This window comes from Aeromonas sp. 600886 (assembly GCF_049174935.1).
Classification (GTDB): Bacteria; Pseudomonadota; Gammaproteobacteria; order Enterobacterales; family Aeromonadaceae; genus Aeromonas; species Aeromonas veronii_A.
The window spans coordinates 98,422-110,797 of record NZ_JAAKUB010000007.1; the positions used below are offsets into that span (position 1 = coordinate 98,422).

At 38.3% G+C, this 12,376-nt stretch carries 12 protein-coding genes; all 12 read left to right on the forward strand.

Annotation, left to right across the window (positions count from 1 at the left end; translation table 11 throughout):
• The first annotated feature begins 57 nt into the window (after nt 1–57).
• The 12 genes from rfbC to G5179_RS07840 all read left to right on the forward strand — a co-directional run bounded on the left by rfbC (nt 58) and on the right by G5179_RS07840 (nt 12,376).
• A complete protein-coding gene (gene rfbC / locus G5179_RS07785; RefSeq protein WP_216954296.1) occupies nt 58–603 on the forward strand; it encodes a dTDP-4-dehydrorhamnose 3,5-epimerase in 546 nt (181 codons plus the stop codon).
• 38 nt (nt 604–641) lie between these two features.
• Nucleotides 642–2,039 carry a mannose-1-phosphate guanylyltransferase/mannose-6-phosphate isomerase gene (locus G5179_RS07790; protein WP_421258149.1) on the forward strand — a complete coding sequence of 466 codons (1,398 nt, stop codon included), beginning with the start codon at nt 642–644 and terminating at the stop codon, nt 2,037–2,039.
• Nucleotides 2,020–3,429 (forward strand): phosphomannomutase CpsG, encoded by a 1,410-nt coding sequence (locus G5179_RS07795; RefSeq protein ID WP_302055988.1) that lies wholly within the window; start codon nt 2,020–2,022, stop codon nt 3,427–3,429. The genes G5179_RS07790 and G5179_RS07795 overlap by 20 nt, the downstream gene beginning before the upstream one ends.
• 14 nt (nt 3,430–3,443) lie before the next feature.
• Nucleotides 3,444–4,565, forward strand: a complete 1,122-nt coding sequence (gene gmd / locus G5179_RS07800; RefSeq protein WP_108540000.1) for a GDP-mannose 4,6-dehydratase — start codon at nt 3,444–3,446, stop codon at nt 4,563–4,565.
• A gap of 2 nt (nt 4,566–4,567) precedes the next feature.
• Nucleotides 4,568–5,656, forward strand: coding sequence for a DegT/DnrJ/EryC1/StrS family aminotransferase (locus G5179_RS07805; RefSeq protein ID WP_421208008.1), 1,089 nt, complete (start codon nt 4,568–4,570; stop codon nt 5,654–5,656).
• A gap of 63 nt (nt 5,657–5,719) precedes the next feature.
• On the forward strand, nt 5,720–6,505 hold the full coding sequence (locus G5179_RS07810) for an ABC transporter permease (RefSeq protein WP_213386863.1): 786 nt from the start codon (nt 5,720–5,722) through the stop codon (nt 6,503–6,505).
• Entirely contained in the window at nt 6,502–7,257 is a 756-nt protein-coding gene (locus tag G5179_RS07815; protein WP_421222166.1) for an ABC transporter ATP-binding protein, read from the forward strand. Before G5179_RS07810 ends, G5179_RS07815 begins: the two co-directional genes overlap by 4 nt.
• On the forward strand, nt 7,254–8,510 hold the full coding sequence (locus G5179_RS07820) for a glycosyltransferase (protein WP_421222168.1): 1,257 nt from the start codon (nt 7,254–7,256) through the stop codon (nt 8,508–8,510). The genes G5179_RS07815 and G5179_RS07820 overlap by 4 nt, the downstream gene beginning before the upstream one ends.
• Nucleotides 8,510–10,147 carry a glycosyltransferase gene (locus G5179_RS07825; RefSeq protein WP_421258174.1) on the forward strand — a complete coding sequence of 546 codons (1,638 nt, stop codon included), beginning with the start codon at nt 8,510–8,512 and terminating at the stop codon, nt 10,145–10,147. The genes G5179_RS07820 and G5179_RS07825 overlap by 1 nt, the downstream gene beginning before the upstream one ends.
• Nucleotides 10,119–10,769: an acetyltransferase gene (locus G5179_RS07830; RefSeq protein WP_254204284.1), complete on the forward strand. Its 651-nt coding sequence runs from the start codon at nt 10,119–10,121 to the stop codon at nt 10,767–10,769. The genes G5179_RS07825 and G5179_RS07830 overlap by 29 nt, the downstream gene beginning before the upstream one ends.
• Before the next feature lie 16 nt (nt 10,770–10,785).
• Nucleotides 10,786–11,274 carry a GDP-mannose mannosyl hydrolase gene (locus G5179_RS07835; protein WP_421222170.1) on the forward strand — a complete coding sequence of 163 codons (489 nt, stop codon included), beginning with the start codon at nt 10,786–10,788 and terminating at the stop codon, nt 11,272–11,274.
• Nucleotides 11,252–12,376, forward strand: a complete 1,125-nt coding sequence (locus tag G5179_RS07840; RefSeq protein ID WP_421208013.1) for a glycosyltransferase family 4 protein — start codon at nt 11,252–11,254, stop codon at nt 12,374–12,376. The genes G5179_RS07835 and G5179_RS07840 overlap by 23 nt, the downstream gene beginning before the upstream one ends.

Consider the following 12,376-nt stretch of genomic DNA (forward strand, 5'->3'; position numbering starts at 1 on the left):
AGTTAAGGGTGTGCACCCGTTCCTGCAAAATAAACTAAATAAAATATGGATATGAAGATGAATGTAATCGAGACCACGATACCTGATGTACTTATTTTTGAGCCAAAAATATTTGGTGATGAGCGTGGCTTTTTCTTTGAGAGTTTCAACCATAAACTATTCGAAGAAGCAGTAGGATACCCTGTTACTTTTGTTCAAGATAATCATTCTAAATCCTCGAAAAACGTGTTGCGTGGACTGCATTATCAATCATCACCACACGCCCAGGGAAAGCTGGTGCGATGTGTTGTGGGAGAAGTATTTGATGTAGCAGTGGATATTCGTGAAAATTCGCCGACCTTTGGCAAATGGGTCGGTGTTCATCTATCAGCTGAGAATAAGCGGCAATTGTGGATTCCGAAAGGGTTCGCCCATGGTTTTATAACTAGAACAGAAACAGCAGAAGTTTTATATAAAGCAACCAATTATTATAGACCTGACTTTGAACATACAATATGTTGGAATGACCAGCAACTAGGAATAGAGTGGGAGAGTGATATGCTCCCTATATTATCTCTTAAAGATAAAAATGCAAAGCCATTTATGGCAGCTAAACATTTCTGAAAATCATATCAACACATTAAATACATTATGGTGTATCTATGACTGTCTTAATTCCTGCTATTATGTGTGGTGGAAGCGGTTCAAGATTATGGCCTGTTTCACGTGAACAACATCCCAAGCCATTCATTAAACTATCGGATAATCAAAGTTTTTTACAAAAAGCATTTTTACGTGGAGCAAAATTATCAGATGTCAGTGAAGTATTAACTATTACTAATCGAGACCTTTATTTCAAAACACTAGATTCATTTAAAGAAGTTAATAGTAATGAAATTCAGACTTCATTTATTCTTGAACCTTATGGCCGTAACACTGCAGCAGCAGTAGCATCTGCAGCAATTTATGCTCGCGATACATATGGCGATGATGCGGTCTTGTTGGTCTTGGCTGCTGATCACTTGATCACAGAGCAAGTTGCATTCGATGATGCTGTTTCCTGCGCTATTGAATTAGCAAAAGCAGGACGGTTAGTCACATTTGGTATTAAACCCACAATACCTGAAACAGGTTATGGTTACATTGAAGCTCTTGGTTCAGAGGTTTTGCGCTTTGTTGAAAAGCCAACATTGGATAAGGCAATTGAGTACGTTGAAAGCGGTCGCTTCTTCTGGAATTCAGGTATGTTTTGCTTTAAAGCAAGTACAATGATTGCAGAGATGGACTTGCATTGTCCGGAAGTATTGATAGCAACAAAAGCTTGCCTTGACAAGTCCGATTCGGTTCAAAGTAAAAAGGTCAAGCATATTGATCTGGACCCTGACACATTTATCCATGTTCCAGACATCTCGATAGATTATGCCGTGATGGAAAAATCAGGAAATGTTTCAGTAGTTCCATGTGACATAGGCTGGAGTGATATTGGGTCTTGGGCTGCAATAAGTGAACTACATCAAGCTGATGACGATGGAAACACCGTTCAGGGGCATGCAATTTTACATGCTACCTCAAATTGTTATATTTCGAGCGAGGATCGGGTTATTGGTGCTGTAGGTGTAGAAAACCTAGTAATTGTTGATACTGCTGATGCTCTATTGGTCGCTCACAAAGAAAGTAGTCAGGATGTAAAATTAATTTATAATCACCTTAAGACGATAAATAATGATGCATATAAAATACATCGTACAGTCTATTGTCCATGGGGACGTTATACGTTACTTGAGGTGGGAGAGCGTTTTAAAATAAAAAGACTTGAAGTTAAACCTGGGGCTAGCTTAACGATGCAAATGCATCATCATAGAAATGAACACTGGGTGGTATTATCTGGTGTTGCAGAGGTTTTCTATGAAGACCAAATTGCCTTGCTAACTGCTAACCAATCTACATATATTCCTGCTGGGCATCGTCACCAATTAAAAAATCCAGGTCTCATCGATTTAGTTATGCTAGAGGTGCAAACGGGTGAATATTTAGGTGAAGATGACATCATTGATTATTGAAAAGGAATTTAATTTAGGGGGCATCATGAATCTTACTTGTTTTAAAGCTTACGATATTCGCGGCAAACTGGGTGATGAGCTGAACACTGAGATTGCATACCGTATTGGCCGTGCAACTGCACAGTATCTAAATGCAACGACAATTGCTGTTGGAGGCGATGTTAGACTCACGAGCGAAAGCCTAAAGCAAGCACTTGCAAGAGGGATTCTTGATGCCGGTTGTGATGTCATCGACTTAGGGACTACGGGGACTGAAGAAACCTATTTTGCAGCATTTACGTTAGACATTGATGGTGCTATAGAAGTGACGGCCAGTCATAACCCTATGGATTACAATGGCATGAAACTGGTTGGTCGTGATGCTTGTCCAATTAGTGGTGATAGTGGTTTGAATGATATTCGAGCATTGGCTGAAAAGGGTGACTTCATTGCATCCTCCCGGCAAGGAACATTGATTAAAAAATCGATACTAGATGCTTATGTCGATCATTTGCTGACGTATATAAAGCCGCATCAATTACGTCCACTCAAGCTAGTTGTGAATGCCGGTAACGGGGCGGCAGGGCATGTGCTTGATGTTATCGAGCGACGTTTCAATACCCTCAATGTTCCTGTTGAGTTTATAAAAATTCATCATGAGGAAGATGGTAACTTTCCCAATGGTATTCCTAACCCATTGCTTCCTGAAAATAGAAGTGCTACATCGGAAGCGGTAAAGTTCTATCATGCTGATATGGGTATTGCTTGGGATGGTGATTTTGATCGCTGTTTTCTGTTTGATGAAAATGGTGATTTCATCGAAGGATACTATATTGTTGGATTATTAGCAGAGGCATTTTTAGTAGATAATCCTCATGAGAAAATCATTCATGATCCGCGCTTGACATGGAATACTATTGATATCGTTGAAAAGTCTGGTGGTACACCAGTACAAAGCAAAACTGGTCACGCATTTATTAAAGAACGGATGCGCAGTGAGAATGCAATATATGGTGGTGAAATGAGTGCCCATCACTATTTCCGTGACTTTGGCTACTGTGATAGCGGTATGATTCCTTGGTTACTAGTAATTAACTTGCTATCACTAAAAAAATCCACATTGTCTAGTTTAGTTGCTGAACGTGTTAAAGCCTATCCATGCAGTGGTGAGATAAATTATAGAGTTGATAATGCTCTTGAGATAATAAAGAAGCTGGAAGAGGTCTATGCGCCACTTGCTGTCAAGGTAGAATATGTAGATGGTCTTAGTATTGAAATGAATGATTGGCGATTTAATGTTCGCATTTCAAACACAGAACCATTACTAAGGCTTAATGTTGAAAGCAAAAACGATATAAGCAAGTTAACGTCTGGTTTGAATTCATTACATAAAATGATCAACAACTTATAAGGAGAGTACTGAAAATGTCCAAGAAAGTAGCGTTAATTACTGGGGTGACTGGTCAGGATGGTTCATATCTGGCTGAGTTTCTATTAGAGAAGGGGTATGAAGTCCATGGTATTAAGCGCCGTGCATCTCAGTTTAATACACAACGTGTAGACCACATTTATAAAGACCCTCATGAAGAGAACGTTGATTTTAAACTACATTATGGTGACTTAACGGATTCATCAAATCTAACGAGAATTATAGCCGAAGTTCAACCAGATGAAGTTTATAATCTTGGTGCTCAATCTCATGTCGCTGTTAGTTTTGATTCACCAGAATATACTGCGGATGTTGATGCGATAGGTACTTTACGCTTATTGGAAGCTATTCGTTTCTTGGGACTGACAAAAAAAACTCGTTTTTATCAGGCATCGACATCCGAACTATACGGCCTCGTGCAAGAAATTCCGCAGCGAGAGACAACACCTTTTTATCCGCGCAGCCCTTATGCTGTTGCAAAAATGTATGCGTACTGGATTACGGTGAATTATCGTGAGGCATATGGTATGTATGCTTGTAATGGTATTTTGTTTAATCATGAGTCACCCCGTCGTGGAGAAACATTTGTCACTAGAAAAATTACTCGAGGTTTGTCAAATATTGCTCAAGGCCTCGAAAAGTGCCTGTATATGGGAAACATGGACTCATTGCGTGATTGGGGACATGCAAGAGACTATGTCAAGATGCAATGGATGATGTTGCAACAAGAGCAGCCAGAGGACTTTGTCATTGCAACTGGAGTGCAATATAGTGTCCGTGAATTTATAAAAATGGCCGCTGCTGAGTTAGGTATTGAATTGAACTTTGTTGGAAGCGGCGTCGAGGAAAAAGCTGTCGTTTCGGCGATTTATGGAGATAAGGCGCCGGCATTGAAGGTCGGTGATATTATCGTATGTGTTGATCCACGTTATTTCAGACCGGCCGAGGTAGAGACTCTTCTTGGTGACCCATCTAATGCAAAAAATAAGCTGGGTTGGGAGCCGGAAACGACACTCGCAGAAATGGTAAGTGAGATGGTTGCATATGATTTGCAGCAAGCTCGCCAGCATGCCTTGCTGAAATCTCATGGCTTTGATGTTAATGTCAGTGTGGAGTGACTATGATTCCAGTATATCAACCAAGATTATCTGGTAATGAAAAAAAATATGTTAATGAATGCCTTGATTCAACATGGATCTCTTCAAAAGGTGAGTTTATTAACAGATTTGAATCTGCATTTTCAAAGTATATTGGTGCAGAAAATTGTACAACAGTGAGTAATGGTACTGTAGCACTTCATTTGGCGTTGGCTGCTTTAGGTATTGGTCCTGGTGATGAGGTTATTGTTCCTTCATTCACATATATTGCCTCAGTGAATACAATCATTCAGACCGGTGCAAAAGCAGTCTATGTTGACTCGCTACCAGATACATGGAACATCGATGTCAATGATGTAATAGCAAAAATCACAACAAAGACCAAGGCTGTCATGGCTGTGCATCTTTATGGTTTACCATGTGATATGGATGCGTTAGTCGATGTTTGTAAGAAACATAACTTGTTTTTGATAGAAGACTGTGCGGAGGCGTTCGGTACTCTTTATAAGAATAAGCATGTTGGTACATTTGGTGATGTGGCAACATTCAGTTTCTTTGGAAATAAGACAATAACTACCGGCGAAGGTGGCATGGTTGTTTCAAAGGATAAAAATGTCCATGACTTGGCATGCCACTTGAAGAGCCAAGGTGTTTCGAAGGTTAAAGAGTATTGGCATGATGCGTTGGCATTTAATTATCGCATGACAAATATATGTGCTGCGATTGGCCTGGCACAATTAGAGCAAGCAGACGAGATAATTGCAAAAAAAAGAGAGATTGCCAGTTGGTATCAGCGTCGATTAAACCATTTGCCGATAACATTCCACAAAGAGATTGAGAATACCAGGCATTCATTTTGGATGTGCTCGATCCTAGTCGAGAATGCACAAGATAGAGACTTGCTCAGAACAGTTCTAAAGAGTCATGATGTTGAGACAAGGCCATTGTTTCCTTTAGCTAATACGATGCCACATGTATTTACGGAACATAAATTTCCTGTTGCTGAAGATATCAGCTCAAGAGGAATGAATTTACCAAGTTACCCTGAATTATTGGAAAAAGATGTTGATTATATCTGCAACGTAATTTCTGATTTTTATTTAAATAAGTAATGTTAAATAAATAACCCTTCATCTTTCGTTGGTGAAGGGTTATTTTAAGTTGGTGGGAGTTTTATGAGTCTTTCTTATGTTAGGGGTATTTGGGATGCTAGATATTTTTGGCAGCATCTCGCTTTATCGGATCTACGCTCTCGTTGGCGGCGGTCTTTTTTCGGTGTATTATGGTCATTTATTCAACCTTTAGGTATGACATTATTAATATCTATAGTTTTTAGTAAAATGTTTAATACGGACATAGTGACGTATGCACCCTATATTTTGTCAGGAATTATAGTCTGGGATTTTGTAGTAGCCAATACCATTGGTGGTTCACTTGCGTTTGTGCAAGCAGATGCCTACATTAAACAATGCAAGCATCCATTAGCAATATATACATTACGAACTGTCTTGAGCAGCATTATAGTACTTGCACTTGCCAGTTTGGCTCTATTTGCTTGGTCAATAGTTGTATTGCCACAAAATATAAATATAACCTGGCTAGCCACCTTAACTGTTTTCCCAATATTGGCACTTATAGCATGGCCATTATCAACATTGCTAGCCTATATCGGGGTTAGATTTAGAGATGTACCACATGCGATGGGATTAGTCATGCAAGCGATATGGTTTATCTCTCCGGTATATTTCGAAGAACGTATGTTCCGTTCTGGCGGATTGGATTGGTTAGTCGATTACAATCCTGTGTATCATGTATTGCAAATTATAAGAGCACCACTACTAAAAGGTGAATGGCCGAGTCTAGAGAACTATACATTTAGTCTAATAACTGCTGCTTTCCTATTTTTGCTTGCGTGGCTGATTGGCCGAAATGCAGAGAAAAAAGTGATCTTCTACCTATGAAAAAGAATAAAATTAAACTTGAGAGTGTTAACCTTCATTATGCATCAGTAGCTTACAAAGAGCGGTCACTAAAGTCTCTTTTCTCTACTGCTTTTAAAAAAGGAAAAGCAGAACGTTCTGTTTCTGATATTCATGCATTAAAAAATATTACGCTAGAAATAAATAATGGAGAGAGGGTTGGGCTCTTAGGGCATAATGGTGCAGGAAAAAGTACATTTCTTAAAACGGTGGCAGGTCTCTATCCTATATCTAGTGGTAAATTAATTGTTGAAGGGCAAGTTCGTTCTCTTTTTGATTTAAGTCTAGGTTTTGAACCTGATGCAACAGGCCGAGAGAATATTCTCTATCGTGGTCTTCTGCTTGGCCTCTCTCCGACTTTTATGAAAGAGAAAGAAAATGAGATCGTAGAGTTTGCTGGTTTGGGTGAGTTTATTGATTATCCAATTAAAACTTACTCTGCAGGCATGCAGGTAAGACTAGCATTTGCCATATCAACAACTGTAGGAGGTGATATATTACTCCTTGATGAGGTTATAGGTGCGGGTGATGCAAACTTTATGGCCAAAGCTAAAAGCAGAATATCTCAACTTATTGAAAATGCAGAAATTTTGATTCTAGCATCTCATGATTTTGGTGCGTTGAAAGAAATTTGTCATAGAGGAGTAGTATTTCATCATGGAGAGATTGTGTTCGATGGTGATATGCCCAATGCAATTGAATACTATAGATCTATAAATGGACTGTTTTTATGACTTTTGATAGTCAAGGTTATGGGTGTCATGTAATGGAAAGTGAAGTTAAGCCAGCATACTTGATTAAACCGTTAAGGGTTGCAGTTATTGTACCTATCCCATACAGAGGAGGGAGTTTAAGAGCTGCAAAGTTACTTGTAGAGGCGTTTTATCTTGGAAGCAAAGCTGATAAAGATAATGTTGAGATTATTTTTCTTCATCCTGATCTTGAATATCTTGAAGCGGAAGGTGAGCTTGATGACTTACCAAGGTCAACAGTAAAGCGCTCATTTAAATGGATGACTATATCTCCCGCTGAAGCTAGAAGAGCTATGTGTTATAGTGGAAATGCTACATGGGAGCCTGATAATTGTGATTATTTTGTGCCAAACGATGGGATTCAGAATTTATGTGATTGCGATGTTTGGGTAATCGTGTCTGACCGATTGGAACATCCCATACTTCCTATTAGACCAGTTGTTGCAGTTATCTACGATTATTTACAGCGTTATCGAAAAATCATCAATGAAGATATTAATATGTCATTCTTATCCGTTGCGAGACGAGCTGATAAGGTTATTGTTACCACAAAATTCACTTATGATGATGCTCTTCAGTATGCTGGATTAGATAAGTCAAAGTTGAGCCTACTTCCTATGTTGGCACCAGATTTCTCGTCTTCTGTTGAACTTATTGACATTCATGATAAGTATTTTGTATGGACAACTAATAAAGCCATTCATAAAAATCATCTAAATGCAGTTAGAGCTTTGAAGCATTATTATGAGGTTCTTGGTGGTAATTTAAAATGTATAGTTACAGGTGTGGACTCTCATGCGGTGTTCGAATCGGATCCTTCCAATTTTAACGCAGATATTTTGAGAGTACTGTCATCATCATTATTATTGTCACAAAATTTAGTTTTAAAGGGTGAGCTTTCGACATCTGCATACAAGAAGCTTTTAGCGAATGCTGAGTTTTTATGGCATCCAGCTTCTATTGATAATGGGACATTTTCTGTTATAGAGGCTGCATATTTGAAAACGCCGGGGCTTTCTAGCAATTATCCTGCAATGAGAGAAATTAATGAGCAGTTCAATCTTTCCTTGAAATGGATGGACTCATCGGATCCATATGATATGGCAGATAAGTTGCTTTTTATGCAAGAAAATGCGGCCAAAATTACGTTGCCGTCTGGTGATGAATTAATGCGGAATAATGTGGCTAACTATTCGGAGTGCTATTGGCTTGCAATTAAGGAACTATTAAAGTGATGAAGAAAAACTATGGTATTTTTTTGTCGTATGCACCAAATGTGGATTTGAGAAGTGAAGGTCTAGGGCGCTATTTGGCTTCGTTTATGAAGGGAGCTATCTCTCGAAATGAAGTGCAGTTTACAATAGTGTGTCCTAGTTGGTCAAAAAGTGGTTTATATGCATTATTTGAAAGTGAAAATGTTCCATTAGATAAGTTTGTTATTCAGTCGCCAGATTCGAAGCCATTAATATTGTCTATTTACGAGAAGTATATTTCATATAAAAAGAATCGAAGAAATAAATATAGAGTTCTGTCAAACGCAAAGGAATATCTACGTCATCTTACTGATCGGTATTTAAACCGGGTTGAATCTTATCTGATATCCGCCGTTTCTCTTCGGGATATTATTCCAATACTTTTTGAAGTTGCGATTATTGGCATTCTTTTAATAGGTTTGGCTCCTGTATTCATAGCTCTTCTTATGTTTGTTGCGTTGCTTATTAAAATATCAAGTGTAGTTAAGGGAACATTACTTAAATTCTTCATAAAGTATTTGATACGAATGTCCAGTATAATATCATCACCCAAAAACGATGGGCTAGTGATAAGTCTATACAATAAACTTGAAGCCGCTGAGTCTAAAAGGATGCTAAATCTGGTTGACTCATTGAGCGATATATCTGCTTGGTATTGCCCTACTGCCTTTTGGCCTGAATTTAATAAAATACATGCACCTCGTTTGCTATGTGTGCCTGATGTTGTCTTGACGGAGTTTCCAGTCGGATTTTGCAATGTTGGAGGAGAGCGTTTTCTTCAAACGTTCAGAAAAATTGAGTCAACTATTCGTGATGGAGATCATTTTGTTACCTATAGTAATAAAGTTAAATGGGATACTTTAGTTGAACGTTATAAAGTAAACCCTGCTCACATATCAGTGATTCATCATGCTCCAAACACGCTAGACAGGACTATCTCACCTGATGGTAAAAGTCTTCAATGTGAAGAAGTTAATTTGCAGGCTCGTTCAGACTTTATGAATGCGCTTAAAAAATCTAATAAAACTAGGTATATATCTGGTTTTAGTAATGATGAGGTGAAATTTATATTTTATGCGAGTCAGACTAGACCTAATAAAAATATGCTAAGCCTTTTTAAGGCATATAATTATTTATTAAGAGAGCGTTTTTTATCATGCAAGTTGATTGTGACAGGGAGTCAGAGTGAGATATCAGAAATAGCTACATTTATCAAAGAACAGGAATTAGAGTTGGATGTTCTGTTTTTGCATGGCTTGTCTGTTCCAGAATTAGCTGCTTGTTATCATCTTGCTGAACTAGCTGTCAATCCAAGTCTAAGTGAAGGTGGGTGTCCATTTACATTTACTGAGGCGTTATCTGTTAATACTCCAGTTGTTATGGCTCGTATTCCTGTAACTGAAGAAATTCTTACTGACCCTGAGTTACAGGAAATGACATTTTTTGATCCATATGATTGGAGAGATATGGCTAAGAGAATAGAATGGGCACTCCACCATAAGGACATCTTACTACGAAAACAGTTGCAGATATACGATCAGTTATCAATGCGTACATGGTCTGATGTTGTAAATGAGCATATCGATATACTTGAGCGTATTAGTTGCTTGGAGAAATAATGTGGTAGATTCAAAGAAGTTGGCCATTTTAGGATGTGGTGGACATGCAAGAAGTGTGGCTGATGTAGCATTATCGTTAGGATTTTCAACGTTATGCTTTATTGATGATAATGCAAAACCTGGCGAGAGTATTTTGGGTTATCCAGTTTTTCCTTCGTGGGATGTAATCTCTCCCGATGAGTGGATTTTTTTTTCTGCAGTAGGTGATAATCATAAAAGAAAGTTACAGTTAGAGATATTGGGGAAAATGGGGTGGCAAGTTGCCACCTTGATTTCTGCCACAGCCACGATTGGTATTAACTCTATCATAGGTAAAGGAACATTCGTCGGTCATCATGGGCACATTGGTCCTTCAGTTAAAATTGGTGAGGGATGCATTATCAATTCAGGTGCAATAATTGAACATGACGTCTGTGTTGATGAATTTACGCATGTATCGGTCAACAGTACAGTGGCAGGTTCAGTTAATATTGGGACGTTATGTTTTATAGGTGCTGGCGCGACTATAATCAACAATATTACTGTTCGCGACGAGATTACTGTTGGTGCAGGTGCGTGTGTTGTAAACACTATAGATCAGCCCGGAATTTATGTGGGTGTGCCAGCAAAGAAATATAAATAACATCTTGGGGCGAGATATGCATCTTACGGATGATGATTTTTTAAAAACAATAAAAAACACCCCCTTAATCTCGATTGATCTGGTGATTTCTGATAGTTCAGGGCGATATCTTCTCGGTCTCAGAAGAAATAGACCTGCAGCCGATCATTGGTTTGTTTTGGGGGGCAGGATAAAAAAGGGAGAAGCTATATTAGATGCCTTTAAAAGAGTTGCTGAGAATGAGCTTGGTGTGACGTTACAGAATTCGAAAGCTAAATTTATTGGAGTCTACGAGCATTTTTATAAAGATTCTTTTTATGACGTTATGACTCCAACTCACTATGTTGTTTTAGCGTATTCAATAGAACTAGACCATGATATAAATTCATTCTCTGTTGCTCAGCATTCAAAGTATAAATGGTTTGATATAGTAGACCTTCTTGCATCACCAGATGTTCATCAATACACAAAGAACTATTTTTTAGATAAGGGCTTGGAAGATAATGAAAATTCTTCATTTTTTTAAAACATATTATCCAGATGCTTACGGTGGTGTGCAACAAGTCATATATCAGCTTGCGGAAGGTGCAGTAAAAAGAGGGCATGAGGTCGATGTATTATGTTTAAGTGCTGAGAATGCTGGTCGAAATTTTAACATCGCTAATCATAGTGTGCATGCTGCAAAAGAAGATTTTTATATAGCTTCGACTGGTTTTTCATGGTCTGCGATTGTCGAATTCAGGCGACTGGCTGAGAAAGCTGATATTATTCATTATCATTTTCCGTGGCCCTATATGGATCTCGTTCATTTTTGGGTTAATCCTAAAAAGCCGACGGTGGTCAGTTACCATTCTGACATTGTCAAACAAAAATACCTGCTACAACTTTATAAGCCATTGATGATGTCTTTTCTAAATAAAGTTGATGCTGTGGTCGCTTCTTCACCCAATTATGTCAAGACCAGCCCTGTTCTCTCTAGCCTAAAAAAGGATGTTGAGGTGATACCATTCGGTCTGGAAAAGGTATCTCCAAGTTATGCAGAACTATCGTTATCGAATAAATGGAATGATAAAATAAAAGGGCGTTTTTTTCTTTTTATCGGATTTTTACGATATTATAAGGGGTTGTCATTTGTCCTTGATGCTATGCGTGGACTTGATTATCCTTTGATAATAATTGGTGAAGGCCCATGTGAAAAGGAGTTGAAGTCTCAGGCGGATAAGTTAGGATTAAAAAATACGTTGTTTGTTGGTCCAGTAAGTGACGCTGAAAAAAATATTTTACTGGAGTTATGTTACGCTGTGGTATTTCCATCTCATCTGCGTTCTGAAGCGTTTGGTATGACTTTGTTAGAGGCATCAATGTATGGTAAGCCAATGATTACTTGCGAAATTGGTACAGGCACTACATATATAAATCTGCATGGTGAAACCGGCTTGGCAGTTGAGCCAGCAAATAGTGAGGCTCTCTCATCTGCAATGAAAAAGTTATGGGATGATCAAGATGAAGCTGAGCGTATGGGGAAAAATGCAAAGGCTAGATTTGAACATAACTTTACTGCCGACGTCATGATTGATAAATATATGACGTTATATGAAAAGGTTATCTCAAATTATTATTCATCTTGA

Bases quoted from the DNA above. Each gene is read 5' to 3' on its own strand.
- G5179_RS07790 (WP_421258149.1), top strand. From the start codon at position 642: ATGACTGTCTTAATTCCTGCTATTATGTGTGGTGGAAGCGGTTCAAGA.
- G5179_RS07815 (WP_421222166.1), top strand. From the start codon at position 6,502: ATGAAAAAGAATAAAATTAAACTTGAGAGTGTTAACCTTCATTATGCA.
- gmd (WP_108540000.1), top strand. From the start codon at position 3,444: ATGTCCAAGAAAGTAGCGTTAATTACTGGGGTGACTGGTCAGGATGGT.
- rfbC (WP_216954296.1), top strand. From the start codon at position 58: ATGAATGTAATCGAGACCACGATACCTGATGTACTTATTTTTGAGCCA.
- G5179_RS07840 (WP_421208013.1), top strand. From the start codon at position 11,252: ATGAAAATTCTTCATTTTTTTAAAACATATTATCCAGATGCTTACGGT.
- G5179_RS07795 (WP_302055988.1), top strand. From the start codon at position 2,020: ATGACATCATTGATTATTGAAAAGGAATTTAATTTAGGGGGCATCATG.
- G5179_RS07825 (WP_421258174.1), top strand. From the start codon at position 8,510: ATGAAGAAAAACTATGGTATTTTTTTGTCGTATGCACCAAATGTGGAT.
- G5179_RS07805 (WP_421208008.1), top strand. From the start codon at position 4,568: ATGATTCCAGTATATCAACCAAGATTATCTGGTAATGAAAAAAAATAT.
- G5179_RS07820 (WP_421222168.1), top strand. From the start codon at position 7,254: ATGACTTTTGATAGTCAAGGTTATGGGTGTCATGTAATGGAAAGTGAA.
- G5179_RS07835 (WP_421222170.1), top strand. From the start codon at position 10,786: ATGCATCTTACGGATGATGATTTTTTAAAAACAATAAAAAACACCCCC.
- G5179_RS07810 (WP_213386863.1), top strand. From the start codon at position 5,720: ATGAGTCTTTCTTATGTTAGGGGTATTTGGGATGCTAGATATTTTTGG.